At 72.2% G+C, this 24,995-nt stretch carries 21 protein-coding genes; 5 read left to right on the top strand and 16 right to left on the bottom strand.

The features are described 5' to 3' along the window. Positions 1–105 precede the first annotated feature (105 nt). Positions 106–576 (top strand): YbjN domain-containing protein, encoded by a 471-nt coding sequence (locus AB0I89_RS08745; protein ID WP_355051666.1) that lies wholly within the window; start codon positions 106–108, stop codon positions 574–576. Positions 577–674: 98 nt separating this feature from the next. Next, positions 675–2,231, top strand: coding sequence for a YbjN domain-containing protein (locus AB0I89_RS08740; protein ID WP_357123351.1), 1,557 nt, complete (start codon positions 675–677; stop codon positions 2,229–2,231). A 168-nt stretch (positions 2,232–2,399) separates the two neighbouring features. On the opposite strand, the gene AB0I89_RS08735 is transcribed toward AB0I89_RS08740, so the two are convergent. From AB0I89_RS08735 to AB0I89_RS08715, 5 genes are all read right to left on the bottom strand, one after another. Continuing rightward, complete coding sequence (locus AB0I89_RS08735) at positions 2,400–4,088, bottom strand: ribonuclease J (protein ID WP_357122486.1); 1,689 nt, start codon at positions 4,086–4,088, stop codon at positions 2,400–2,402. Between the two features lie 52 nt (positions 4,089–4,140). Then, a complete protein-coding gene (dapA, locus tag AB0I89_RS08730) occupies positions 4,141–5,067 on the bottom strand; it encodes a 4-hydroxy-tetrahydrodipicolinate synthase (protein ID WP_357122483.1) in 927 nt (308 codons plus the stop codon). 47 nt (positions 5,068–5,114) lie between these two features. Next, on the bottom strand, positions 5,115–5,855 hold the full coding sequence (thyX, locus tag AB0I89_RS08725; protein WP_210786506.1) for an FAD-dependent thymidylate synthase: 741 nt from the start codon (positions 5,853–5,855) through the stop codon (positions 5,115–5,117). Positions 5,856–6,519: 664 nt separating this feature from the next. Then, positions 6,520–7,041, bottom strand: a complete 522-nt coding sequence (locus AB0I89_RS08720) for a DUF2752 domain-containing protein (protein ID WP_357123347.1) — start codon at positions 7,039–7,041, stop codon at positions 6,520–6,522. A 64-nt stretch (positions 7,042–7,105) separates the two neighbouring features. Continuing rightward, entirely contained in the window at positions 7,106–8,335 is a 1,230-nt protein-coding gene (locus tag AB0I89_RS08715) for a crosslink repair DNA glycosylase YcaQ family protein (RefSeq protein WP_357122480.1), read from the bottom strand. 80 nt (positions 8,336–8,415) lie between these two features. Here AB0I89_RS08715 and AB0I89_RS08710 point away from each other — a divergent pair, with 80 nt between their 5' ends. Next, entirely contained in the window at positions 8,416–8,967 is a 552-nt protein-coding gene (locus AB0I89_RS08710) for a GNAT family N-acetyltransferase (protein WP_357122477.1), read from the top strand. Here AB0I89_RS08710 and AB0I89_RS08705 read toward each other — a convergent pair. Beyond that, positions 8,866–10,140, bottom strand: a complete 1,275-nt coding sequence (locus AB0I89_RS08705) for a glycosyltransferase 87 family protein (RefSeq protein ID WP_357122474.1) — start codon at positions 10,138–10,140, stop codon at positions 8,866–8,868. The genes AB0I89_RS08710 and AB0I89_RS08705 overlap by 102 nt on opposite strands. A 35-nt stretch (positions 10,141–10,175) precedes the next feature. Here AB0I89_RS08705 and AB0I89_RS08700 point away from each other — a divergent pair, with 35 nt between their 5' ends. Next, complete coding sequence (locus AB0I89_RS08700; protein ID WP_357122471.1) at positions 10,176–10,769, top strand: GNAT family N-acetyltransferase; 594 nt, start codon at positions 10,176–10,178, stop codon at positions 10,767–10,769. A 10-nt stretch (positions 10,770–10,779) separates the two neighbouring features. Here AB0I89_RS08700 and AB0I89_RS08695 read toward each other — a convergent pair whose 3' ends face one another. From AB0I89_RS08695 to AB0I89_RS08680, 4 genes are all read right to left on the bottom strand, one after another. Then, positions 10,780–11,664: a carbohydrate ABC transporter permease gene (locus tag AB0I89_RS08695; protein WP_357122468.1), complete on the bottom strand. Its 885-nt coding sequence runs from the start codon at positions 11,662–11,664 to the stop codon at positions 10,780–10,782. Between the two features lies 1 nt (position 11,665). Then, positions 11,666–12,787 (bottom strand): sugar ABC transporter permease, encoded by a 1,122-nt coding sequence (locus AB0I89_RS08690; RefSeq protein ID WP_357122465.1) that lies wholly within the window; start codon positions 12,785–12,787, stop codon positions 11,666–11,668. Positions 12,788–12,862: 75 nt separating this feature from the next. Next, complete coding sequence (locus AB0I89_RS08685; protein WP_357122462.1) at positions 12,863–14,110, bottom strand: extracellular solute-binding protein; 1,248 nt, start codon at positions 14,108–14,110, stop codon at positions 12,863–12,865. A 25-nt stretch (positions 14,111–14,135) separates the two neighbouring features. After that, on the bottom strand, positions 14,136–15,122 hold the full coding sequence (locus AB0I89_RS08680) for a substrate-binding domain-containing protein (RefSeq protein ID WP_357122459.1): 987 nt from the start codon (positions 15,120–15,122) through the stop codon (positions 14,136–14,138). Positions 15,123–15,267: 145 nt separating this feature from the next. Between AB0I89_RS08680 and AB0I89_RS08675 the strand changes: the two genes are divergently transcribed. Continuing rightward, positions 15,268–17,373 (top strand): glycogen debranching N-terminal domain-containing protein, encoded by a 2,106-nt coding sequence (locus AB0I89_RS08675; protein WP_357122456.1) that lies wholly within the window; start codon positions 15,268–15,270, stop codon positions 17,371–17,373. 223 nt (positions 17,374–17,596) lie between these two features. On the opposite strand, the gene dapB is transcribed toward AB0I89_RS08675, so the two are convergent. From dapB to truB, 6 genes are all read right to left on the bottom strand, one after another. Beyond that, entirely contained in the window at positions 17,597–18,349 is a 753-nt protein-coding gene (gene dapB, locus AB0I89_RS08670; RefSeq protein ID WP_357122453.1) for a 4-hydroxy-tetrahydrodipicolinate reductase, read from the bottom strand. 60 nt (positions 18,350–18,409) lie between these two features. Next, the gene (locus AB0I89_RS08665; RefSeq protein WP_357122450.1) at positions 18,410–19,807 is read right to left on the bottom strand and encodes a pitrilysin family protein; all 1,398 of its coding nucleotides are present in this window, start codon (positions 19,805–19,807) and stop codon (positions 18,410–18,412) included. A gap of 47 nt (positions 19,808–19,854) precedes the next feature. Next, positions 19,855–22,245 carry a polyribonucleotide nucleotidyltransferase gene (locus AB0I89_RS08660; RefSeq protein ID WP_357122447.1) on the bottom strand — a complete coding sequence of 797 codons (2,391 nt, stop codon included), beginning with the start codon at positions 22,243–22,245 and terminating at the stop codon, positions 19,855–19,857. A 226-nt stretch (positions 22,246–22,471) separates the two neighbouring features. Next, complete coding sequence (gene rpsO, locus AB0I89_RS08655) at positions 22,472–22,741, bottom strand: 30S ribosomal protein S15 (protein WP_007456699.1); 270 nt, start codon at positions 22,739–22,741, stop codon at positions 22,472–22,474. Positions 22,742–22,932: 191 nt separating this feature from the next. Beyond that, entirely contained in the window at positions 22,933–23,862 is a 930-nt protein-coding gene (locus AB0I89_RS08650; protein ID WP_357122443.1) for a bifunctional riboflavin kinase/FAD synthetase, read from the bottom strand. Between the two features lie 114 nt (positions 23,863–23,976). Continuing rightward, positions 23,977–24,861 carry a tRNA pseudouridine(55) synthase TruB gene (truB, locus tag AB0I89_RS08645; RefSeq protein ID WP_357122440.1) on the bottom strand — a complete coding sequence of 295 codons (885 nt, stop codon included), beginning with the start codon at positions 24,859–24,861 and terminating at the stop codon, positions 23,977–23,979. Positions 24,862–24,995: the final 134 nt, after the last annotated feature.

Below are 24,995 nucleotides of genomic sequence, written 5' to 3'. Positions count from 1 at the left end.
GGTAACGGTGGGGCCGGGCAGATCGCCGCTTTTCCGGGTCGTGTCCGCGCGTCGCAGCACGGACCCCGCCGCCGGTCGTGATATCCGCCTCAGAAGGGATGCCCGATGGCGTCGCCGGGAATCGAGGACGATCCGCTGGCCGGGCACCCCGGTGCGGTACGCCCGCTGACCGGCGAGCTGATCGCCGCGGTGCTCGCCGCGCGCGGCCGCCCGGTTGGCCGTGCCCCCGACGGTGACCTCGTGGGACGCTTCGACGACAACCTGATCTGGTTCCTGCGCCTCGGCGCCGATGGCGAGCTGCTCCAGGTCCGCACGATGGTCGCGCCGACCTTCGGGATCGAACGGGTGCCCGACCTGTACGCCTTCTGCAACGCGTGGAACCACGACCGGCTCTGGCCGAAGGCGTTCGTGCACGTCGACGACGCCGGCCGGGCCCGGATCCACGGTGAGGTGATCACCGACCTGGAACGTGGCGTCACGCCCCACCAGCTCGACCGACTGCTCGACTGTGGCATCACGACCGGCTGCCAACTCGCCGTGGCGGTCGGTCGCCTGCCCGGCGCGGTGTCGACGTGACCGGCCGGGAGGAGACCACGGGCAGCCGTACCGACCGGGCGCACGCGCCCGCCAGCGGAGACGACGGCCGGGGTGTCGGGCAGCGCGTCCCGGCATTGGTGTCCGCGCTCGCCGACGCCCGGGACCTGCCCGACGGGTCCGGCCGGCTGGCCGCGCTGGAACGGGTCGCCGAGCGCGCCGACGCCGCCGCGGACGCCCGGTCCGCGCTGGACGCGAGGTTCGCGCTCATCGAGGCGTACCTGCTGCACGGCGAGCGGTGGCGGATCGTCGAGCCGGTACGGCGCTGCCGGGCCGCCGCCGACCGGTGGCCCACGCTGCTCGGCGACCCCGAGACCGTGCTGCTGACGCGCTACCAGCGGTACGCGGTGGAGGCGTTGCTCGGCACCCCCCGGGTGGGGCTGGACCAGACCCGACTACTCCTGACCGATTTGGCCGAGCGGGTGGGGACGGGCGGGCTCGACGGGCCGACCGTCGCCGAACTGCGCTGCCGGATCGCCGACCACCTGGGCGACGAACCCACCGCCCGGCACTTCTACCGGCAGTGGGCGGGTACGCGTGGCGGTCCGGCCGGCGGGTGCCCCGGCTGCGCCCCGGCCCGCCGCGCGGAACTGCTGGCCGGCTGGGGCGAGTGGCGGGAGGCCCGCGCCGAGCTGGAGGCGTACGACACCGACGCCCCGGCCTGCACCGACCAGCCCGAGCGGGCGCTGGTCGCCGGACTGCTGCCACGGTTACGGCTCGGCGCGGCCGAGGAGGCCGCGGCGGCGCACGTGCGGGCGTACCGGCGGCACCGGCGCGAGCGCGCCGCGTTCGGGCATCTCGCGACCCACCTGCGGTTCTGCGCGCTCGGCGGGCATCTGGAGCGCGGGCTGGCCATCCTGACCGAGCAGCTGCCCCGGCTGGACCGGCCCACCGACGACCTCGCCGCCATGGAGTTCGCCGCGGCGGGGGCGCTGGTCTGCGGGCTGGCCGACGAGACGGGGCTGGGCGAGCGACGGGTGCGCCGCCCGGCGTACGGCGAGCGTCCGGCCACCGAACTGGACGTGTCGACGCTCGGCGCGCTGCTGCTCGGCCTCGCCACCGACCTGGCCGGCAGCTTCGACGCCCGCAACGGCACCGGTCACCAGTCCGGCAGGATCGCGGCCTGGCTGGCCGAACGTCCCGCCGCGGCGGCGGTGCCGCTGCCGGATGGCGGCGACGTCGCCGACGAGGAGGACGACGCCGGTCCCGGGCCGGACGGGGAGTCCGAGCGGGAGCTGATGGCGCTCACCGCCGACCTCATCACCGCGACCCTGGACCGGCGCGGCGACCGGTACCTGATCGACGACGACGGCACGGTGGTCGGCCGGTGGGGCGCCGCGGTGATCCAGTTCCGACGGGCTGGCGAGCGGGGCGAGGTGCTGCACACCCGGGCGATGGCCGACCGGCGGCTGCCGGCCACGCGGCGGTCCGAGGCGTACGCCTTCTGCAACGCGTGGAACCACGACCGGCTGCTGCCCAAGGCGTACGCGCACGACCTCGACAGCGAGATCGTGCTCGCCGGGGACGCGGCCACCGACCTGGCGCACGGGGTCGCGCCGGCGCAGTTGCGGGTGCTGGTGGACGCCGCCATCGCCACCGGCGTCGCGTACGCGGAGGCCGTCGCCGCCCTGCCCTGACCCGCGAGCGGGCCCGAAGGTTGCGGCCCGACGGGTGACTGTGCGACATCCGACAGCGCGCAACCGGACGTGCGCAACGGCTGTGGTACCGCCGTGGTCCGCAACAGAATCCGGGCCGGCCACCGACATCCACGGGGGACGTCGGCGACCGGCCCGGTCACGCGTGCGTCAGACCTCGACGACGGTGGGCACGATCATGGGCCGCCGTCGGTACGCGTCGTTGACCCACCGCCCCACGGTCCGCCGGACGATCTGCTGAAGCTGGTGCGGGTCGGTGATGCCGTCCGAGGCGGCACGGTTGAGCGCCTCGGTGACCAGCGGGATCACCGGGTTGAACGCCTCCGGGTCCTCGGAGAAGCCCTTCGCGGACAACGTCGGACCGGCGACCACCTTGCCGGTGACCGAGTCGACGACGACGGTCGTGGCGATGAACCCGCCGTCACCGAGGATCCGCCGTTCGGTGAGCAGCGACTCGCTGACGTCACCGACGGCGAGGCCGTCGACGTAGACGTACCGGCTCTTCACGTGCCCGACCAGGCTGGCGCGGCCCTCGACCAGGTCGACGACGTCGCCGTCCTCGCAGATCACCACCCGGTCGGGGGCGACCCCGGACTCGATGCCCAGCCGGGCGTGCGCCCGCAGGTGACGCCACTCGCCGTGCACGGGCATCAGGTTGCTGGGCCGGACGACGTTGAGCAGGTAGAGCAGTTCGCCGGCCGGCGCGTGCCCGGAGACGTGCACCTTCGCGACGTCCTTGTGCACGACCACCGCCCCGGCGCGGGCGAGCCGGTTGATGACCCGGTAGACCGAGGTCTCGTTGCCCGGCACCAGCGAGGAGGCCAGCACCACGGTGTCCCCCGGGGCGATGGTGATGTGCCGGTGGTCGCCGCTGGCCATCCGACCGAGCGCGCTCATCGGCTCGCCCTGCGACCCGGTGGACATCAGCACGATCTGGTCCGGAGGCAGCGTCGTCGCCTCCTCGATCCCGATGACCAGGCCGGCCGGGATGTTGAGCAGGCCGAGGTCGCGGGCGATACCCATGTTGCGGACCATGGACCGGCCGATCAGGGCGACCTTGCGACCGTGCTCCAGCGCGGAGTCGAAGACCTGCTGCACCCGGTGGACGTGCGAGGCGAACGAGGCCACGATGATCCGACCCTTCGCCTTCGCGAAGATCGAGTCGAGCACCGGCCCGATCTCCCGCTCCGGGGTGACGAAGCCGGGGATCTCCGCGTTGGTGGAGTCGGAGAGCAGCAGGTCGACGCCCTCGGCGCCGAGCCGCGCGAAACCGGCCAGGTCGGTGATCCGGCCGTCCAGCGGGAGCTGGTCCATCTTGAAGTCGCCGGTGTGCAGCACCAGGCCGGCCGGGGTACGGATGGCCACCGCGAGCGCGTCCGGGATGGAGTGGTTGACCGCGAAGAACTCGCACTCGAACGGCCCGAGCCGCTCGCGGCCGCCCTCGCGCACGGTCAGCGTGTAGGGCTGGATCCGCCGCTCGGCCAGCTTCGCCTCGACCAGGGCGAGGGTGAACTGCGAGCCGACCAGCGGGATGTCGGGTTTGTGGGCCAGCAGGTACGGCACCGCGCCGATGTGGTCCTCGTGGCCATGGGTCAGCACGATCGCCTGCACGTCGGCCAGCCGGTCCAGGATCGGGCCGAAATCGGGCAGGATCAGGTCCACGCCCGGTTGCTCGACGTCGGGGAAGAGCACCCCGCAGTCGACGATCAGCAACTTGCCGTCGTACTCGAAGACGGTCATGTTCCGACCGATGGCGCCGAGCCCGCCGAGCGGGATGATCCGCAGGCCACCTTCCGGCAGCGGCGGGGGTAGTTCCGCCTCGATGTGCGCCTCGGTCACGCGTCCACCTCATTCTGCGACGCCGTCACTCGGCGTCCGTCGTGTCGTTCGATCATTCGGGTAGCTCCAGGCCCGCTGCCGCGAAGTCCGCGCGCAGCTGGGCGATCTCGTCGTTGGTGGCGTGCACGAGCGGGGGTCGCACCGGACCGGCCGGCAGGCCCAGCGATGCCAGACCTGCCTTCACCAGGATGGTGCCCTGGGTGCGGAAGATGCCGGTGAACAGCGGCAGCAGCCGCCGGTGCAGGGCCAGCGCGGTGGGCATGTCCCCCGCGTCGTACGCCTGGATCATCTGTGCGGTCAGCGCCCCGGTGAAGTGCGTGGAGGTGCCGACCACGCCCACGCATCCGACGGCCAGCGCCGGCAGGGTGAGCGCGTCCTCGCCACTGTAGTAGGCGAGGCCGGTCCGGCTGGTCACCCAGCTGGTGGCGATCAGGTCGCCCTTGGCGTCCTTGACCGCGACGATGCGGCCGTGGTCGGCGAGTCGGACCAGTGTCTCGGTGTCGATCGGCACACCGGAGCGGTGCGGGATGTCGTACAGCATCACCGGCAGTCCGCTGGCGTCGGCCACGGCGGTGAAGTGCCGCAGCAACCCGCTCTGCGGCGGCTTGTTGTAGTACGGCGTGACCACCAGCAGACCGTGCGCGCCGGCCTTCTCGGCGGCGGCAGCCAGCTCGATGGTGTGCCGGGTGTCGTTGGTGCCGACACCGGCCACGACCCGGGCACGGTCACCGACGGCCTCGACCACGGCCCGGATCAGGCGTTCCTTCTCCGCGTCGGTGGTGGTCGGCGACTCGCCGGTGGTGCCGTTGACCACCAGCGCGTCGTTGCCCTGTTCGTCGACCAGGTGGCTCGCCAGCCGGGCGGCGCCGTCGAGGTCGAGTGAGCCGTCGGCGGTGAAGGGGCTCACCATGGCCGTGAGCACCCGCCCGAAGGGGCGGGACACCGGTCGGGCGGCGGCGTCGGGGTGGTCCTGCGTCATACCCTCCAACCTAGCGGACGACCAGCCGGAGCCCGCCGGGGAAGGGCTCAGGACGCCTCGTGCGGGCTGGCCGCCACCTCGGTGCCGTCCGGCAGCGTGGTGATCACGAAGTCGGCGAAGACGTTCGGGGCGACCCCCTGGAGCTGACGCAGACACTCCACGGCCAGCTCGCGGATCTCCACGTCGGCGTGCTCGGTGGCCCGCATCGCGACGAAGTGCCGCCAGGCCCGGTAGTTGCCGGAGACCACGATCCGGGTCTCGGTGGCGTTCGGCAGCACCGCGCGGGCGGCCTGCCGGGCCTGCTTGCGGCGCAGCGTCGGGTTCGGCTCGTCGGAGAAGCGCTGCTCCAGACCCTCCAACAGCTCCGTGTACGCCCGCACGCTCGCCTCGGCGGCCTCGACGAACTTCTTGTGCAGCTCCGGGTCGTCGGCGATGACCGCCGGCTCGACCATGGCCGCGTCCCGCTCGGGGACGTACCGCTGCGAGAGCTGGGAGTACGAGAAGTGCCGGTGCCGGATCAGCTCGTGCGTGAAGGAGCGGGACACCCCGGTGAAGTAGAAGGTGACCGAGCCGTGCTCCAGCACGCTCAGGTGGCCCACCTCGAGAATGTGCGCCAGGTAGCCGGCGTTGGTGGCCGTGGCCGGGTTCGGCTTCTTCCAGGACTGGTAGCAGGCCCGCCCGGCGAACTCAGCCAGCGCCTGGCCGCCCTCGGCGTCGGTCGACCACGGCACGTCGTCCGGGGCCGCGAACTGGGTCCACGCGATCAACTTGACCTGGGGCTGCACCATCTCCGGCATGCCTGGGACTGTAGTGGCCGGCGGCCCCTTCCCGAATCACCGGGGGCCGTTGGTGTCCAAGATCTCGACAGCCGTGCCAGGGCTCCGCGGAACCGTGGGTCTCCCTCGTAGCCTGTCGAGCTGCCCCAAATCTGGGGCAGGAGCCGCACGGCCAAGGGCTCTCTCCCGCCGACGGAACCGGCACCCACAGCGCACCGGCCCCACCCCACCGACCCCGGAGCAGCCCCGCCCCCGAAGCAGCGCCACCCCACAGCGCTCGCCCGCAGCGCACAGGCCGCAGCCCCACCCCCGCAGCGCTCGCCCGCAACGCACACCCCGCAGCCCACCCGTTGCACGCCCGCCCGCACACCCCGCAGCCCCACCCCCGCAGCACGCACGCCCGCAGCGCTCGCCCGCAACGCACACCCCGCAGCGCCACCCCTCGCTTGGGGTGCCGCCGCTACCGTCCTCTGGCGCCCCACATCTGGGGCAGCTCGACAGGGGCACACCACCACGTCCTGCCTCCCGCTGGGGAACGGGTAGGGGCAGGGCCGCGTCGGGCAGCAGCGGCGCCAGACGTGAGAGCAGCCCGGTCAGACGAAGAGCCCTGCGGTCAGACGCAAGAGCCCTGCGGTCAGACGCAAGAGCCCTGCGGTCAGACGCAAGAGCCCTGCGGTCAGACGTAGAGCGAGGTGAACGGCGCCCAGGGCAGGTTGCGCACCACCGTGAACGCCAGCCACGCGGCCATGAAGCCGCCGATGACCTTGGGGCTGATCCGCAGCTCGGGCAGCCGCCAGCCGAACGCCTGGTTGCCCGCCCAGGCCACGAAGAGGTACGCCAGGAAGGGCAGCGAGAAGACGAACAGGAAGTGGTGTCGGGCGGCGGCCGGCAGGTCGGCGTGCAGCACGTACCAGAGCGCGCGGGTGCCGCCGCAGCCCGGGCAGTCGAACCCGGTGGTCAGCTTGAGAATGCAGGTGGGCGCGGCGTCCGGGTCGGCGTGGGTCGGGTTGCTCACCAGCGCGTAGGCCATGCCGAGCCCGACGCAGCCGACCGCGGCCAGTGGCACGGCCCAGCGCGGCGAACGTTGGTGGATCCGCAGGACGAGCCGGGTGAGCCGGTCGGGTTCGGGCGTCGGGTAGTGGTAACCGACGGGCGGCTCCGCCGACCATCCGTTCTGCGCAGCATCGGGGGCGGGCACCGTGTGGACGGCGCCGACGGTGGGCGGTGACTGGTCGACCGGTCCGGGAACGCTCGTCACGCGTTCACGGTACACCCGACACGCTCGCCAGGGCGGCCGTGAGCGGACCGGCCAGGTCACCGGCGGCGGGTGGGGCGACCGCGTCCAGCCCGAGCCAGCCGGCCAGCCGGTACAGCTCGGCGGCGAGCGCCACGGCGGTGTCCCCCGCGTCGGCGCCGGGCTCGAGCCAGGCGGCCGGCACCAGCAGCACCCCGGCCCTGCGGTCGGCCTTCAGGTCGACCCGGGCGGTGAACCGGTCGCCCTGCAGGAACGGCAGCACGTAGTAGCCGTAGACCCGCTGCGGCGCCGGCACGTAGATCTCGATCCGGTAGCTGAAGCCGAACAGCCGCTCGGTGCGGGCACGTTCCCAGATCAGCGGGTCGAACGGGCTGACCAGCGTGTTGCCCCGGACCCAGCGGGGCAGCCGTGCCGACGCGTGCAGCCAGGCCGGCTGCCTCCAGCCCGCCACGGTGACCGGCACCAGCTCGCCGGCCTCAGCCAGCTCGGCGACCGCCTGGCGGGCGCCGGCGACCGGCAGCCGGAAGTAGTCGCGCAGCTCCGGCTCGGCGGCCACCCCGAGCGACCGCGCGGCCAGGGCCACCAGACCGCGGTACGCCTCGGCGGCGGTCGGTGTGGGCGCGGCCAGCGCGGACGCCGGCAGCACCCGCTCGGGCAGGTCGTAGCGGCGGGCGAAGGACGTGCTGCGCTCGGCGGCGGTCACCTCACCCGCCCAGAACAGGAACTCCAGCGCCTGCTTGACGGCCGACCAGTTCCACCCCCAGTTGCCGGTCTGCCGGGGCGCGTCGTGCTCGATCTCGGCGGCGGTCAGCGGACCCCGGGCGGCCACCTCGTCGCGCACCCAGGCGACCAGGTCCGGCTGTTCCTGGGCGATGCGCCGCATGCCACCCCAGGCCTCGCTGCGGGCCCGGGCCATCCGCCAGCGCAGCAACGGGTGCAGCCCGACCGGCACGAGGGACGCCTCGTGGCCCCAGTACTCGAACAGGTCGCGCGGGCGGCGGTAGGCGGCCTGGTCGAGCAGGGTCGTCGGGTAGGGACCGAGTCGGCTGTAGAGCGGCAGGTAGTGCGCCCGTTGCAGCACGTTGACCGAGTCCATCTGGATCAGGGCGACCCGGTCGAGGACCCGGCGCAGGTGCCGGCGGGTGGGCACGCCGGTCGGCGGCGGGTCGGCGAAGCCCTGGGCGGCGAGCGCCACCCGCCGGGCCTGCGCGAGCGAGAGTGAATCCGGTGCGGCCATCGTCGGCGACGATAAATCATCGGTACGACGTCGGTGCGGGAAGCTGGACTCCGACCGTCACGGGGGCATAGAACGGTGCAATGCTGACCATCCGCCGGGAGGAGCCGGACGACGCCGAGGCGATCGCCCGGGTGCACGTGCACGGCTGGCAGTCGGGTTACGCCGGTGTCATGCCGGACGAGGTGCTCGGCCGGCTCAACGTGGCGGCCTGGGCGCAGCGCCGCCGTGAGGTGGGCACCGCCGATCCGGAGCACCCGTTCACCACGCTCCTCGGCGAGGTGGACGGGCTGGCCATCGGCTTCACCACCTTCGGGCCGTACCGCCGCAACCAGGACCGGGACGACCTGGACCCGAGCGTCGGCGAGGTGCTGGCGCTCTACGTCGAGCCGGCGTTCTGGGGTGACGGGACAGCCACCGCGCTGCTCGCGGCCGCCCGCGCCGGTCTCGTCGAGCGCGGCTGGACCGGCTACCGGCTGTGGGTGCTGGCCGACAACGGGCGGGCCCGCCGGTTCTACGAACGGGCCGGGCTGTCACCGGACGGTGAGCGGTCGACCTACCAGGTGCCGCTCGCCGGCGGGCGCGGGCCGGTCGGGCTCGTCGAGCTGCGGTACGCCGGACGCCTCGACGACTGACCCGCCCGGCGTCAGCCACCGGCGGATCGGCAGGAAGGCCAGCAGAGCCAGGCTGATCCAGACGTACGCGTTGCTGCCGAGGAAGCCGTCCGCGCCGGTGAAGTCCTTCTCCCAGAACCAGACGGTCCGGCTGATCAGCAGGACGTACCCGATGGTCGCGGCGATCAGCAGGACGCGCCGGCGGCGGCCGGCCGGCGCGGCCATCGCGTTGTCGACCAGCAGGATCAGCGCGGGCAGCAGCCAGACCAGGTGGTGTACCCAGGTGACCGGGCTGACCAGGCACATCACCGCGCCGGTCAGGGCCAGGCCGGTCGCCTCGTCGCCGGCCGCGACGGCCGCGCGGGAACGCCAGGCCCACAGCGCCAGGGTGCCGAGCACCAGCAGCAGCCAGAGCAGGGTGCTCGGGTGCCGCGGGTCGAGGCGGGCGACCACGCCGCGCAGCGACTGGTTGGAGACGAAGGCCAACTCACCGACCCGAGCGGTGTTCCACAGCGCCTCGGTCCAGAACTCCCGGGACGCGTCCGGGAAGAGCGCGCCGGCCAGCACGGTCACCGCGGCGGCGGCGCCGCTGGCGGTGAGCGCCGCCCGCCACCGCCCGGTGACCAGCAGGTAGACGATGAAGATGCCCGGGGTCAGCTTGATCGCGGTGGCGAGCCCGATGCCCACGCCCGCCCACCGGTTGCCGGCGGGCAGCAGCCGGAGCAGGTCCACCGCGACCAGGAAGAGCAGCAGCGTGTTGACCTGCCCGAAGTTGATCGTCTCGCGCATCGGTTCGAAGGCGGCGGCCAGGCAGAGCGCCACGGCGAGGGCGAACCAGCGGGTCCACCCGGCCCGCCGGGCGATCGGGTCGACGAACCACCAGATCAGCACGGTGGTGGTGGCCACGCTGGCGAGCACGCTCACCACGATCGCGGCCGTCCACGGCAGGTACGCCATCGGCAGCATGACCAGCGCGGCGAACGGCGGGTAGGTGAAGCCGTACTGGGTGCTGGGCTTGAGGTAGTCGTAGATCTCGCCACCGTCGTGCACCCACCACGTCAACGCGCCGTAGTAGACCTTCAGGTCGAAGAAGCCGTGCCGTACGGCCGCGACGGAGAGGAACGCGGTGACCGCCACGGCGAGCACCACCACCCCGACGACCTGCACGGCCGTCCTGTTGGCACCCTGCGCCACCGCCGCCTCCCCCGCCCTGCGTAGGCTTCCGTCCCATGGCTCTCGGGTACGTCCGCCCGGCGCGTCCCGAGGACGCCGGCGAAATCGCACGCATCCAGCTCGCGACCTGGCGGGTCGCGTACCGCCGGATCCTGCCTCGGCATGTGCTCGACAACCTGGACGAGGCGTTCCTCGCCCGGCGGTGGAGCGCCGCGGTGCTGGAGCCGCCCTCGGGCGCGCACCGGGTGCTGGTCGCCGTCGAACAGGCCGAGCAATCGTATCTGGTGGGGTTCGCCGCCTCCGGCCCGGCCGACGGCGAGGCGTTGGCCCCGGGTGAGCCGGCCGACGCCCTGGGCCCGGACGTGGCAGCGGTGACCGACCTGCTGGTCGAACCGCGCTGGGGTCGGCGTGGGCACGGCAGCCGGCTGCTCGCCGCCACCGTCGACCTGTGGCGCGAAGACGGGATGGCTCGGGCGGTGGCCTGGGCGTTCGACGGCGACGAGGCGACCCGCAAGTTCCTCACCAGCACCGGCTGGGAACCCGACGGCGCCGCGCGGGCGCTGGACGTCGACGACATGCTGGTGCCTCAGGTGCGCCTGCACGTGGCCGTACCGGCCGAGCCACTTGCCGAGGACAGCCCCGGCGAGTGACCCGGCCGGGTCAGCCCTTGTCCGAACCGTCGTTGGCGTCGCGGACGAAGTAGCGCTGGAACACCACGAAGATGATCGCCACGGGAATGGTGGCGAGCAGCGCCGCGCCCAGCTTCAGCGGGTACTGGTTGCCGCTGCCCAGCGAGCCGCTGACCAGGTCGGCGAGGCCACGCGGCAGGGTGAACAGGTCCGGGTCCTGCACCGACACGAGGCTGTGCGGGAACTCGTTCCAGGAGCCCTGGAACGACAGGATGGTCAGGGTGATCAGCGCCGGTTTCGCCATCGGCAGCACCACCGACCAGAAGGTGCGGAAGATGCTCGCCCCGTCGATGCGGGCGGCCTCCTCCACACTCACCGGGATCGACTCGAAGAACTGCTTCATGATGAACACGCCCGCCGCGTCGGCCAGCAGCGGCACCACGAGCCCGGCGTAGCTGTTGTAGATGCCGAGCTGGTTGAGCACCAGGAACTTCGGGATCAGCAGGACCACACCGGGGACCGCCATCACCGCGATGACGGCCGCGAACAACCCGCCGCGCCCGGCGAACCGCAGCCGGGCCAGGGCGTACCCGGCGAGCGAGTCGAAGAACACCCGCCCGACGGTGACCAGCACGGTCACCAGCAGCGAGTTGCCCAGCCAGAGCGGGAAGTTGGTGCCCGCGAAGATCCGCTCGAAGCCGGCCAGGGTGAGCGGGTCCGGGAACGGCGAGAGCGGGTTGGCCGCCGCGTCCGGCTCGGTCTTGAGCGAGCTGGCGATCTGGATGACGAACGGGTAGAGGAACACCAACCCGAAGAAGACCAGCGTCGCGTACCCCAGGAAGCGGGTGGCCAGCGTGCGGGCCCCGCGCTGGTCACCGCGCGCGGGCCCCGCCGGGCGGTCGGTGAGCACGGCCATCTCAGGACCTCTCCGGTACGCGCCGACGCCACCGGCCGCGACGCGGCCGGTCGGTGTCCCGCTCGGCCAGCACGCGGCGCTGGACCAGCGTGAGCACGATGATGATCAGGAACAACACGAACGAGATCGCCGCGCCGGAGCCGTAGTCGAAGTCCCGGAAGGCGGTCCGGTACGACAGGTACGCCGGGGTGAGGGTGGTCTTGGCCGGGTCGCCCTGGCTCATGACGTACACCTGGTCGAAGACCTGCCAGGAGCCGATCAGGCCGAGGGTGAGCACCAGGAAGGTGGTCGGCCTGATCATCGGCAGCGTCACGTGACGGAAGCGCTGCCAGCGGGACGCGCCGTCGAGGGTGCTCGCCTCGTCGAGGGTCACCGGGACGTTCTGCAGTCCGGCCAGGAACATCAACATGAACGTGCCGGAGGTGGACCAGACGACCAGCGTGATGATCGAGGTCATCGCGACGCTCGGGCCGGCCAGCCAGTCCCACCAGCTCAGCCCGAACGGGCCGCCGCCGGTCAGCGCCGTCGGGGGCGTGTCGACGCCGACCGCGCCGAACAGCAGGTGCAGGACGCCCCGGGAGTCGGCGAACCACTCCGGTCCGTCGATCCCGACGAAGCCGAGCAGCGCGTTAACCGCGCCCGAGTTGGCGAACAGGAACAGGAACACCACGCTGATCGCGACCGAGCTGGTGACCGAGGGAAAGTAGAAGGCGCTGCGGAAGAAGCTCTTGCCCCGGAGCATCCGGTTGTTGACGATCAGCGCCAACCCGAGCGCGAGCACGGTCTGCGCCGGCACCACGATCGCCACGTAGTAGATGGTGTTGCGGATGCTGGTCATGAAGTCGCGGCGAGCCAGCCCGTCCTCGGTGAACAACCGGGTGTAGTTGTGCCCCCCGACGAACGGGACGTCGCCGGTGAACGGGCTGCCCTGGCCGTTCCAGTCGGTCAGGCTGACCCAGAACGCCATCAGGATCGGCAGCAGCAGGAACAGCCCCAGGATGACGATCACCGGCGCGACGAACAGCCAGCCGGCGAGGTTCTCGTTGCCGCGAACGCCACGACGGCGTCGGCGGCGGCCCGCGCCGGGCGCGGTGACCGCGGCGGTCAGTGTCTCGGTTGCCATCGTCCTCACCCCCTTTACTGAAGGAAGGGCCCCTTGTTATCGCCTAGTGCATAGGAAGGGGCCCTTCCTAACGAGTCAGCTGCCGCCGAGCGCGGCCTTGGCGTTCTTGTCGAAGTTCTGCAGCACGGTCTTCGGGTCACCGTTGGCGAGGCCCTGCAGGCCGGTGTCGAGGTCCTTGAGGACGCTGTCCATCTTCGGCGCGTTCACCGGGCCCTGGGCGTACGCGGCGCCGTCGATGAAGACCTTGTCGGCCGGGAAGGCAGCCGTGTACTGGTCGCGCACCGACTGCCGGGACGGCATGACGCCGACCGCCTTGGCGAACGTCAGCTGCTGCTCGCCGCTGGTCATCGCCTCGACGAACTTGATCGCCTGGTCCTTGTACTTGCTCTTCGCGGCAATGCCCCAGCACTGGGTGAAGGAGAGGGTGCCCTGACCACCCGGCCCGGCCGGCAGCGCCACCACCTTGTACTTCACGTTCGGGAAGTCGTTCTGCATGGCGCCCTTGATCCAGTTGCCCTCGATCGTCATCACGGCCTTGCCCTTGCCGAACGCCTCGCCGGACCAGCCGGAGTCGAGCTGCTTCGGGTACTTGGCCAGACCCGAGGTGAGCAGGGTCTTGACGTACTCCAGGGCGGCCAGGTTCTTCGCGCTGTCGGCGGTGGGCTGCTTGCCGTCCTCGCTCATCAGCCAGCCACCGTTCTGCACCAGGAAGGCACCGATCCGGTCCCGGGTGTCGCCGAGCGCCAGGGCCACCTGCCCCTTCGCCTTGATCTTCTGGGCGGTCGCGGTGAGCTGGTCCCAGGTGGTCGGCACGTCGGCGTCGGTCAGCCCGGCCTTGGCCCACAGGTCGGTGTTGATCTGCAGGGCGAGGGTGGAGAAGTCCTTCGGAGCGCAGTAGAGCTTGCCGTCGTACGTGAAGGTGGTGCGCAGGCTCTCGTAGAAGTCGCCCTTGTCCGCGAGCTTGTCGCCGTACGGCTCGAGCGCGCCCACGCTCGCGTAGTCGGCGAAGCGGGCCGCGTCGACGTAGAAGACGTCCGGCGGGGTGCCGCCGGCGAGGGACTGGCCGAGCTGTTGGGTGAGGTCCTGCGCCGGGGTGACCGTCGCGCTGTTGCCGGAGCTGCTGGCCCACTTCGCGGCGGCGTCCTGCACGGCCTTGGTCTCGGCGTCGCCGGAGGAGCCGATGAGGATCTGCAGGTTGGCCGGGCCGCTGGACTGGGCGGCGTCGCCGGAGTCGTCGAAGCCGCTGCCGCAGGCTGCGGAGCCGAGCAGCGCGACGGCGGCGAGGCCGGCGACCGCTGCCCGGGTGAGGGTTCTGGGTGCCATGGGTTTCTCCTGGTGGGGGGGTGGGTTACGCGGTGTGCCGCAGGGCCAGCGAGGGCGCGAGCAGCACAGGGGTGGGTGTCTGGTTGCCGTCGAGGACGCCGGTGAGCAGGTCCACGCAGCGGGCGGCGGCTTCGCCGAGTGGTTGGCTGACGCTGGACAGGCCGATGGCGGCGGCCACCGGCGTGTCGTCGAAGCCGATCACCGACACCGGCGGGTCGAGGTCGCGGATCGCCTGCAGGGCACCGAGCGCGAGCGAGTCGCTGGCACAGACCACGGCGGTCGGCGTCTCGGCGGCGAGCAGGTCGCGCATGAGGCGTTCCCCCTCGGCGACACCGTCCTCGGTCTCCCGGTGCAGTCCGGTGTGGTCGACGCCGTCGGCGTGCAGCGTGTCGCGCCAGCCGGCACGCCGGTCGTCGCCGACGCCGGAACCGGTCGGCCAGCCGATGAAGGCGATCCGCCGGTGCCCGGCGTCCAGCAGGTGCCGGGTGGCCGCGGCGGTGCCGGCCGCGCCGTCCACGTCGACCCAGGGATGCACGTCGAGCGCGTCCCATGGCCGACCGAACGTCACGAAGGGCACCTCCCGCTCGGCGAGCCAGGCGGTACGCGGGTCGCCGTACTTGGTGCCGACCAGCACGAACGCGTCCAGCTCGTACGTGCCGAGCAGGTCGTCGTAGGTGGCGATCTCCCGCTCGTCGTCGGTGGCGGTGTAGAGCAGCACCCGGTAGCCGGCGGCGTCGGCGGTCTCGGTGAGGCCGTGCAGGAAGCGGTCGAGCACGGAGCCGTTGATGCCGTCGCGGGTGGGTTCGATGCGGGCGGCGATGAGTCGGGACCGGCCGGTGCGCATCTGCCGGGCGGCCTGGTTGGCCCGGTAGCCGAGCGCGGCGATCGCGTCCTCGACCCGTTGCCGGGTCTCCTGGCGCACGATGTGCGGGGTGTTGAGCACGTTGGAGACCGTCTGGCGGCTCACTCGGGCGTGCCGGGCCACCGTCGCGATGGTTACCTTTTCAGGCACTTAATCCCTCTCGCCGTCTTGAACGATCCAATTCGGATAGTGCAGGATTAGATCGTTCAAGTTTCTGGAATGTTTCGCACTTTGCACCGCCCGGGGCGCGTTGTCAAGACATCCGCCCCGCACCCCGATGATCTGGAGCCGCACCGTGACCGACCGCCAGCTGCAACCCCTTCTGCACGAGTTGGTGGGGGTGGTGCTCGCCCCCACCAGCGCGCTGGGGGACGCGACCGGACAGATCCGCCCGACCGGCGTCCAGGGGGTCTTCCACGCCGACGCCCGCGTGCTCTCCCGGGCCGAGCTGCGCGTGGACGACCAGGAGTTGGAGGGGCTCACCCACGGCGAGGACGGCCCACACGGCGCCCGCTTCGTGGCTCTGGCCCGCTGGCTCGGCGATCCCACTCCCGACCCCACCGTCCGCGTCGACCGCTCCCGCCGGGCCACCCACAACGGCCTCACCGAGGAGCTGCGGATCGTCTCGACCGCCACGGTCGGCGTACGGGCCACCGTCAGCGTCGACCTCGCCTGCGACCTGGCGCCCATCGAGGTGGTCAAGTCCGGTGGCGCCGCCGCGCCACTGGAGGCCAAGACCGGCCAGCCGGGCCTGCTCACCTGGGCCGCCGACGGGATCACCGTCACCGTCACCGCGCCGGACGCCGACGTGCTCGCCACCGACGAGCGGGCCACCGCGCCCCGGCTGACCTGGCCGATCGACCTGCCTCCGCGCGGCGAGACGGTGCTGCGCTGGCGGCTGGCCGTCGCGGACCCCCGCGCCGTGGTGGTCGGCCCGACCGGCGAGCCGGAGTGGGCCCGACCGGAGGTGACCGCCGACGACCGACGGCTGGTCCGTCTCCTCGACCGCGGCCTCGACGACCTGCGCGGGCTACGGCTGGCCGAGACCGGCGCTCCCGGGGACGTCTTCCTCGGCGCTGGCGTCCCCTGGTTCCTCACCCTGTTCGGCCGGGACAGCCTCTGGGCCGCCCGGATGATGCTGCCGCTCGGCACCGACCTGGCCGCCGGCACCCTGCGCGTCCTGGCCCGCCGCCAGGGCACCCGCGTCGACCCGAGCACCGGGGAGGCGCCCGGCAAGATCCTGCACGAGCTGCGCCGCCACGAGTTCACGCTGCCCGACGACGGGCTCCGGCTGCCGCCGGCCTACTACGGCACCGTCGACGCCACCATGCTCTGGATCAACCTGCTGCACGACGCGTGGCGCTGGGGCCTGCCCGCCGAGCAGGTCGCACCGCTGCTGCCGCACCTTGAGGCGGCCCTGCGCTGGCTCGGCGACCACGCCGACCCGGACGGCGACGGCCTGGTCGAGTACATCGACACCACCGGGCACGGACTGTCCAACCAGGGCTGGAAGGACTCGGGCGACGCCGTACGCTTCCACGACGGCAGCCTGGCCACCGCGCCGATCGTGCTCGCCGAGGTGCAGGCGTACGCGCACGAGGCGGCGGTGAACGGCGCGGCACTGTTGGACGCCTTCGGCCGCCCCGGCGCGGACCGCTGGCGCGAACACGCCGCCGCCCTGGCCCGCCGGTTCCGGGAGAGCTTCTGGGTCGACGGCCGGTACGGCCCGCAGCCCGCCCTGGCCCTCGACCGGGACAAGCGCCCTGTCGACTCGCTGACCAGCAACATCGGTCACCTGCTCGGCACCGGTCTGCTCGACGCCGACGAGGAGGCGCAGATCGCCCGCCTGCTCACCACGGACACGCTGGCCGGCGGTTTCGGGCTACGGACGATGTCCACCGACGACGCCGGCTTCAGCCCGCTGTCGTACCACTGCGGTTCGATCTGGACCCACGACACCGCGATCGTGCTCGCCGGGCTGGCTCGCGGCGGGCATCGGGACGCCGCGCTCGGCCTGGCCGAAGGGCTGCTCTCGGCGGCCGAGGCGTTCGACTACCGGATGCCCGAACTGTACGGCGGCGACGACCGGACGCTGCTGCGCCGCCCGGTGCCGTACCCGGCGGCCTGCCGTCCACAGGCGTGGTCCGCGGCCGGCGCGGTCCTGCTCCTTCAGGCCGCGACGGGCCTCTACCCGGACGTGCCGGGCGGCACGGTCCGCGTAGCCCCCCTGGCCGGCCCCGACTTCGGCGCGGTGCGCGCCACCAACCTCCGGGTAGCCGGCACCCCGGTGACTGTCACCGTCAACCACGCCGGCGAAGCCGAGGTAACCGGCCTCCCCACCCCCCTAACCGCCCCAATCCTCCCCACCCAACGCACCCCCCGATCCCCCCTCCCGAGATAACCTCGCCCCTCCCAGCCCGTCGATCATGGAGTCGTGGCGAGCGAAAGCTCCACACCTGCCCCAAATACGGGGCACCACAACTCCATGATCGACGCTGACGGGGCGGCGAGGCCCGCCCCCAGTCCTGCGCGATCTTGCGGTTTGTGTTGCCGAGATGGGCGAGGATGCCGCCTTTGTCGCGACAGGAACTGCAAGATCGCGGAGGAGCGTCGGCGCTGGGGGGTTAGGCGAGGAGGGGGTCCAGGCCGATGGTCAGGCCGGGGCGGGTGCGGACGGCGCGGACGGCCAGGAGCACGCCGGGCATGAAGGACACCCGGTCGTACGAGTCGTGCCGGATCGTCAGCGTCTCGCCGGTGCCGCCGAACAGCACCTCCTGGTGGGCGACCAGACCGGTGGCGCGTACCGCGTGCACGCGTACCCCGTCGATGTCGGCACCCCGCGCGCCCGGCACCTCGTCCTTCGTCGCGTCCGGAACCGGGCCGAGGCCAGCCTCGGCGCGGGCCTGAGCGATCTGCCGGGCGGTGTGCGTGGCGGTGCCGCTCGGGGCGTCCAGCTTGCCGGGGTGGTGCAGCTCGATGATCTCAACGGACTCGAAGTGCCGGGCGGCCCGCGCGGCGAACTGCATCATCAGCACCGCGCCGATACCGAAGTTCGGGGCGATGACCACGCCCACCTCGGGTTTGTCGGCCAGCCAGCCACGCACCTGCGCCAGCCGCTGCTCGGTGAAGCCGGTGGTGCCCACGACCGCGTGGATGCCCTGCGCGATGCACCACCGGAGGTTGTCCATGACGACGTCCGGCGTGGTGAAGTCGACGACCACCCGAGCGGCGGACGCGGCGTCGAGACCGTCGCCCTGGTCGACCGCGGCGGTCAGTTCGAGATCGTCAGCGGCGTCCACGGCCTTGCAGACCTCGACGCCCATCCGACCACGGGCACCGAACACGCCGACCCGGGTCTTCTCCTGCTCGTCAGTCACGGGGCACAACCTATCCCAATCGGGACGTGTCCTTCCGGCCGGGACAGATCCCGACCGGCCTCAGCCGGAGAAGTCGCCCTCGCCGAACGGACCGACGACGGCCAGCGACATCGGCCGGCTCAGCAACTCGGCGGCGAGGGTGTTCACGTCCTCGACGGTGACCTCGTCGACCCGGCGGAGCAGCTCGTCCACCGGCATCAGGTCGCCGTAGAGCAGCTCCCCCTTGGCCAGTCGACTCATCCGCGAGCCGGTGTCCTCCAGGCCGAGCACGAACGACCCCTTGCTCATCCCCTTGCCCCGGGCCACCTCGGCCTCGGTCAACCCGTCGGCGGCCACCCGGGCCAGCTCGGCGCGGGTCAGGGCCAGCACCTCGTCCACCTTGCCCGGGGCGCACCCGGCGTAGACGGCGAACAGGCCACTGTCGGCGTACTGGCTGGCGTAGGAGTAGACGGAGTACGCGAGGCCACGCTGCTCGCGGATCTCCTGGAAGAGGCGGCTGGACATGCCGCCGCCGAGCACGTTGTTGAGCACCCCGAGGGCGAAACGTCGATCGTCGAGCCGGTCGATGCCGGGGCAGCCGAGGATGACGTGCGCCTGCTCGGTCTCCTTCGGCTCGACCACGGTGGTGGCCGACTTGGTGCGTACCGCCGGGGTCGCCGCGCGGTGTGCGGCCGGCGCGGCCGGGTCGCTGTCCAGTGGGGTGCCCCGCACTGCCTGCCGGACCAGCTTGACCACGGCGGCGTGGTCGAGGTTGCCGGCGGCGGCGATGACGATCTGCGGCGCCGTGTAGCGACCCCGGTAGAAGGTCTGGATCTGCCGGCGGGTCATCGGCGTGACGGTCTCCTCGGTACCGGAGATCAGCCGACCCAGCGGGTGGTCACCGTAGACGGCCTGGGCGAAGAGGTCGTGCACCTCGTCACCGGGCTCGTCGTCGTGCATGGCGATCTCCTCGAGGATCACGCCACGCTCGGTCTCCACGTCGGCCGGCTCCAGCAGGGAGTCGGCGACCAGGTCGCACATCACGTCGATCGCCAGCGGCAGGTCCTCGTCCAGCACGCGGGCGTAGTAGCAGGTGTATTCCTTCGTGGTGAAGGCGTTCGTCTCACCACCGACCGCCTCGATCTGCGAGGAGATCTCCAGCGCGGTCCGCTTGTGGGTGCCCTTGAAGAGCAGGTGCTCCAGGAAGTGCGCGGCGCCGGCCTGCGGACGGGTCTCGTCCCGCGAGCCCACCGCCACCCAGATGCCGAACGAGACGCTGCGCATCGCCGGGATCGCCTCGGTGAGCACACGCAGGCCGCTGGGCAGCACGGTACGTCGTATCGTGCCGCCCAGCGGGTCGTCGCTGAGCGTCCGCGTGACCGCGCGGGCGGTGCCGCCGGAGCGGCCCGCCGCGGTGTCCCGAGACGGTGCCACCCCCCGTCGATCCGGTGGAAACGGCGCACTGAAGGCCCGACTCACGTGGTGCTCCCGGTTCGACGAGGGGTGGGTGTTACAGGTGCTGGTGGTCAGCTGTGCCGGGTCCGGCGACGCGGACGCTCGCCGCCGTCGCCACCACCCTCGCCGCCGCCGTTGCCGCCCTCGCCGCCACGCTCCGGGCCACGCCCGCCCCGGTCGCCGCCACGCTCGCGGTCACCCCGGTCACGCGGACCCCGGTCGCCCCGGTCCCGGCCGGACGGGCGGTCGCCACCCGCGGCCTCACCAGCGGCCGGCGCCTCGGCGCCCTCCGGGCGGACCTTGTCCAGGTAGATCTTGCCGCGGGCGTCGATGTCCGCGATCTCGACCTCGACCCGGTCGCCGACGTTGAGGAAGTCCTCAACCCGCTCGACCCGCTTGCCGTCGCCCACCTTGGAGATGTGCAGCAGGCCGTCGCGGCCCGGCAGCAGCGAGATGAACGCGCCGAACGCGGCGGTCTTGACCACCGTGCCGAGGAAGCGCTCGCCCTGCTTCGGCAGCGTCGGGTTGGCGATCCCGTTGATCCGGTCGACAGCCGCCTGGGCCGACGGGCCGTTGGTGGCGCCGACGTAGATCGTGCCGTCGTCCTCGATGGAGATCTCGGCGCCGGTCTCGTCCTGGATCGCGTTGATGGTCTGACCCTTCGGGCCGATCACCATGCCGATCTTGTCGACCGGGATCTTGACGGTGGTGACCCGCGGCGCGTAGTCGGACATCTCGGCCGGAGCCTCGATCGCCGCCTTCATGACACCGAGGATGACCTGCCGGGCCTCGTTGGCCTGCTGCAACGCGGCGGCCAACACGTCCGACGGAATGCCGTTGAGCTTGGTGTCGAGCTGCAGCGCGGTGACGAACTCCGGGGTGCCGGCGACCTTGAAGTCCATGTCACCGAACGCGTCCTCGGCACCGAGGATGTCGGTCAGCGTCACGTACTGGGTCTTGCCGTCCACCTCGTCGGAGATGAGCCCCATCGCGATGCCGGCGACCGGCGCCTTCAGCGGGACACCCGCGGAGAGCAGGCCCAGCGTCGACGCGCAGACCGAGCCCATCGAGGTGGAGCCGTTGGAGCCGAGCGCCTCGGAGACCTGCCGGATGGCGTACGGGAACTCCTCGCGCGACGGCAGCACCGGGATCAGCGCCCGCTCGGCGAGCGCCCCGTGGCCGATCTCGCGCCGCTTCGGCGAGCCGACCCGGCCGGTCTCACCGGTCGAGTACGGCGGGAAGTTGTAGTTGTGCATGTAGCGCTTGCGGTTCTCCGGGGACAGCGTGTCCACCATCTGCTCCATGCGGAGCATGTTCAGCGTGGTGACGCCCAGGATCTGGGTCTCGCCGCGCTCGAACAGCGCCGAACCGTGCACCCGGGGCAGCACGCCGACCTCGGCGGTCAGCGCCCGGATGTCGCGCGGGCCACGCCCGTCCATGCGGACCTGCTCGCGCAGCACGCGGTTGCGCACCTCGGACTTGGTGAGCGACCGGAAGGCAGCGGACAGCTCCTTCTCCCGACCCTCGAACCGAGCGCCCAGCTCCTCGGCGACCCGAGCCTTGACCCGGTCCAGGGCCTCCTCGCGGTCGGCCTTGCCGGCGATGGTGATCGCCTCGGCGACCTCGGCGCGGGCCACGTCGGCGACCGCGTCGAACACGTCGTCCTGGTAGTCCAGGAAGACCGGGAACTCGGCGACCGGCTTGGCGGCGACCTCGGCCAGCTCGGCCTGCGCCCGGCACAGCTCGCGGATGGCCGGCTTGGCGGCCTCCAGGCCGCTGGCGACGACCTCCTCGGTCGGCGCGGTGGCGCCGCCCGCGATCAGGGTCACGGCGTTCGGGGTGGCCTCGGCCTCGACCATCATGATCGCGACGTCGCCGTCCTCCAGGGTGCGGCCGGCCACGACCATGTCGAAGGTGGCGCGAGCCAGCTCCTCCAGGGTCGGGAAGGCGACCCACTGGCCGTCGATGTGCGCGACGCGGGTCGCGCCGATCGGGCCCGAGAACGGCAGACCGGAGAGCTTGGTCGACATCGAGGCGGCGTTGATCGCCACGACGTCGTACGGGTGCGCCGGGTCGAGCGCGAGGATGGTCTCGACGACCTGGACCTCGTTGCGCAGGCCCTTGACGAACGACGGGCGCAGCGGCCGGTCGATCAGGCGGCAGGTGAGGATGGCGTCCTCGCTGGGCCGGCCCTCGCGGCGGAAGAACGAGCCGGGAATGCGGCCCGCGGCGTACATCCGCTCCTCGACGTCGACGGTCAGCGGGAAGAAGTCGAACTGCTCCTTCGGCTGCTTGCCGGCGGTGGTGGCGGAGAGGACGACCGTCTCGCCCAGTTGGGCGATGACGGAACCGGCGGCCTGGCGAGCCAGTCGACCGGTGGAGAAGGTGATCTCGCGGGTGCCGAAGGCCCCGTTGTCGATCACGGCGGTGCGGGATTCGGTGCCGAGTTTGGTCTCGGTCATGTGCTGTCGTGCTCCTTCGCGTCGTGGGCCCACGACGTCGGGGAGCTGCTCAGCCGGCCGGTCTTCGATCGAAGCGCCCGGGTGGCCGGCGTGCTGCCGGGTTCCCGGGGGCCACTACCGGAGACCGGTACGCTGACCGGCTCCCTCTCGGGTGGTCGCGCGGCCCGTTTTCTTTCAGGTGGGACGCGGGTCGGGGGAGCCGCCGTACGGCCGCTCCCCCGTCACGTCACCGGCGCAGACCGAGCCGCTCGATGAGCGTCCGGTAGCGGGCGATGTCCTTCTTCTGGACGTAGTTGAGCAGCCGACGGCGACGGCCGACCAGCAGCAGCAGCCCTCGGCGGCTGTGGTGGTCGTGCTTGTGCACCTTCAGGTGCTCGGTCAGCTCGGCGATCCGCTTGGTGAGGACCGCGACCTGGACCTCCGGCGAACCGGTGTCGCCCTCGGCGGTCGCGTACTCCGCGCGGATGCTGGCCTTGGCTTCCTGGTCGAGCGCCATGTTCTCCCTGTTTCGGTGGGTTGATCAAGTAGGTGTCCGTCGTCCCGATGAGACCGGGAACGGACCGGTTCCTCGCACCCGCGGCGTCGAGCAGGCACGCGAGGCCCCACGCCGGTCACCCGACGTCTCCGCAAGACTACCAGCACCCGCCGGTAACACCCGGCCAAGGCCCCGCGTGGCCCCCCGGATGGTCAGCCCAGCGCGCGTCGGGTGCGCTCGACGTCCTCTTCGATCTGGGCGATCAGCGGCTCGATCGAGTCGTACCGGACCTGACCGCGCAGGTGCGTCACGAAGTCCAGCGCCAGTCGCTCGCCGTAGAGATCACCGGAGAAGTCCAGCGCGTACGCCTCGACCCGCCGCTCCCGGCCGGAGAAGGTCGGGTTGGTGCCCACCGACACCGCGGCCATCAGCGGCTCGGGCTGGCCCCGGCGGATCATGCGGGCCGCGTACACCCCGTCGGCGGGCACCGCCGCGTACCGGTGGCAGAGCAGGTTCGCGGTGGGGAAGCCCAGCACCCGGCCGCGCTGGTCACCACGGACCACCACGCCCTCCACCCGGTGCGCGCGCCCCAACGCGTCCGCCGCGGTGCCCACGTCGCCCGCATCGACGCAGGAGCGGATGTACGTGGAGGAGAAGACCGTGCCGGCCGCGGCGATCAGCGGACTGCCCTCCACACCGAAGCCGAAGGTCTGGCCCAGCCGCTCCAGCAGTGCCACGTCGCCGGCCGCGCGGTGCCCGAAGCGGAAGTTGTCGCCGACCACCACCAGCGCCGCGTGCAGGTGTTCGACCAGGATGTCGTGCACGAACTGCTCGGGCGGCAGCCGCGAGAACTCGGGAGTGAACGGCACCACACACAGCACGTCCACGCCGAGGGCCTCGATCAACTCGGCCTTGCGGCCCGGCTCGGTGAGGATCGCGGGGTGTGAGCCGGGGCGGACCACCTCGGCCGGGTGCGGATCGAACGTGACCACCACGGACTGCACGCCCAGCTCCCGGGCACGGGCCACGGCGTGTCCGATGGTCGCCTGGTGCCCCTTGTGCACGCCGTCGAAGACGCCGATGGTGACGACCGAGCGCCCCCATCCTCCGGGCGCCGCGTCGTACCCCCGCCACCGCTGCATGCCGTTCCTCTCCGTAAGGAAGGGCCCCCTCCTAACGCCTGGTGCATAGGAAGGGCACCTTGTTAACGCTGATCGACGCGCGCCGTGCGCAGAGCGATGCGCCAGCGCCGGCTGTCAGGCCGGGGCGAGCACGATTTCCGCGCGGGCTCGGCCGTCCCGCTCGCTGACGATAGCGATCAGACCTCCGGTGGGGCCGAACACGGCGTACGGCCCGGCGATGCCGGCCGGGTCCAGCGGCCCGCCGTGGCCGAGCACCTTCGCCTCGTCGGGGGTCGCGTCACGGCGGGGAAAGAACCGGTCGGCCGCCGCGTCGAGCGGCAGGTTCACCACCTCCGGGGCGCGCTCCTCGAGCTGTTCGAGGGTGGCCGCCTCGGCGAGGGCGAAGCCACCCACCGCGGTCCGGCGCAGCGCGGTGAGGTGCCCGCCGACACCGAGGGCCAGGCCCGCGTCCCGGGCGATGGCCCGGATGTACGTGCCCGAGGAGCAGGTCACGTCGATGTCCACGTCCACCACGTCCGGCTCGCCGCGGCGGATCGCCAGCACCTCCAGCCGGGAGATGGTCACCCGACGCGCGGGCAGGTCGACGCTCTCACCGTCGCGTACCCGCTTGTACGCCCGCTGCCCGTCGATCTTGATGGCGCTGACGGCGCTCGGCACCTGGTCGACCTCGCCGCTCAGCGCGGTCAGCGCGGCGTGGACGGCCTCGTCGGTGACGTGACCGGCCGGGGTCGTGGCGATCACGTCGCCCTCGGCGTCGTCGGTGACGGTGGCCTGCCCCAGCCGGATGGTGCCGGTATAGCTCTTGCCCGCACCGATCACGTAGGTCAGCAGCCGGGTGGCACGGCCGACGCCGATCACCAGTACGCCGGTGGCCATCGGGTCGAGGGTGCCGCCGTGTCCCACCCGCCGGGTCTTCGCCAGTCGGCGGATCCGCGCCACCACGTCGTGCGACGTCATGCCGCCGGGCTTGTCGACGACGATCAGACCATCGGTGCTCACGTCGGCCAAGCCTGCCAGACGACCCGGACCGCGCGCTGCGTGGGCACGCCCGCCGTGACCGGAGCCTCCGCTTGCGCAGGTCCGGCCGATTCGCTGGTTCGGTCGGTTTGTCCCACGGGTCGGCCAACGTCCTC

It is taken from the genome of Micromonospora sp. NPDC049801 (genome assembly GCF_040656575.1).
Taxonomy (GTDB): Bacteria; Actinomycetota; Actinomycetes; order Mycobacteriales; family Micromonosporaceae; genus Micromonospora.
The sequence above is the reverse complement of the archived record's forward strand: the minus strand, read 5'-3'. Positions and strand labels throughout refer to the sequence as shown.

Excerpts from the sequence above, each read along its gene's own strand:
- AB0I89_RS08745 (WP_355051666.1), top strand. The coding sequence starts at position 106 with ATGGCGTCGCCGGGAATCGAGGACGATCCGCTGGCCGGGCACCCCGGT.
- dapA (WP_357122483.1), bottom strand. The coding sequence starts at position 5,067 with ATGACGCAGGACCACCCCGACGCCGCCGCCCGACCGGTGTCCCGCCCC.
- thyX (WP_210786506.1), bottom strand. The coding sequence starts at position 5,855 with ATGGTGCAGCCCCAGGTCAAGTTGATCGCGTGGACCCAGTTCGCGGCC.
- AB0I89_RS08715 (WP_357122480.1), bottom strand. The coding sequence starts at position 8,335 with ATGGCCGCACCGGATTCACTCTCGCTCGCGCAGGCCCGGCGGGTGGCG.
- AB0I89_RS08710 (WP_357122477.1), top strand. The coding sequence starts at position 8,416 with ATGCTGACCATCCGCCGGGAGGAGCCGGACGACGCCGAGGCGATCGCC.
- AB0I89_RS08700 (WP_357122471.1), top strand. The coding sequence starts at position 10,176 with ATGGCTCTCGGGTACGTCCGCCCGGCGCGTCCCGAGGACGCCGGCGAA.
- AB0I89_RS08695 (WP_357122468.1), bottom strand. The coding sequence starts at position 11,664 with ATGGCCGTGCTCACCGACCGCCCGGCGGGGCCCGCGCGCGGTGACCAG.
- AB0I89_RS08690 (WP_357122465.1), bottom strand. The coding sequence starts at position 12,787 with ATGGCAACCGAGACACTGACCGCCGCGGTCACCGCGCCCGGCGCGGGC.
- AB0I89_RS08685 (WP_357122462.1), bottom strand. The coding sequence starts at position 14,110 with ATGGCACCCAGAACCCTCACCCGGGCAGCGGTCGCCGGCCTCGCCGCC.
- AB0I89_RS08660 (WP_357122447.1), bottom strand. The coding sequence starts at position 22,245 with ATGACCGAGACCAAACTCGGCACCGAATCCCGCACCGCCGTGATCGAC.
- rpsO (WP_007456699.1), bottom strand. The coding sequence starts at position 22,741 with ATGGCGCTCGACCAGGAAGCCAAGGCCAGCATCCGCGCGGAGTACGCG.
- AB0I89_RS08650 (WP_357122443.1), bottom strand. The coding sequence starts at position 23,862 with ATGCAGCGGTGGCGGGGGTACGACGCGGCGCCCGGAGGATGGGGGCGC.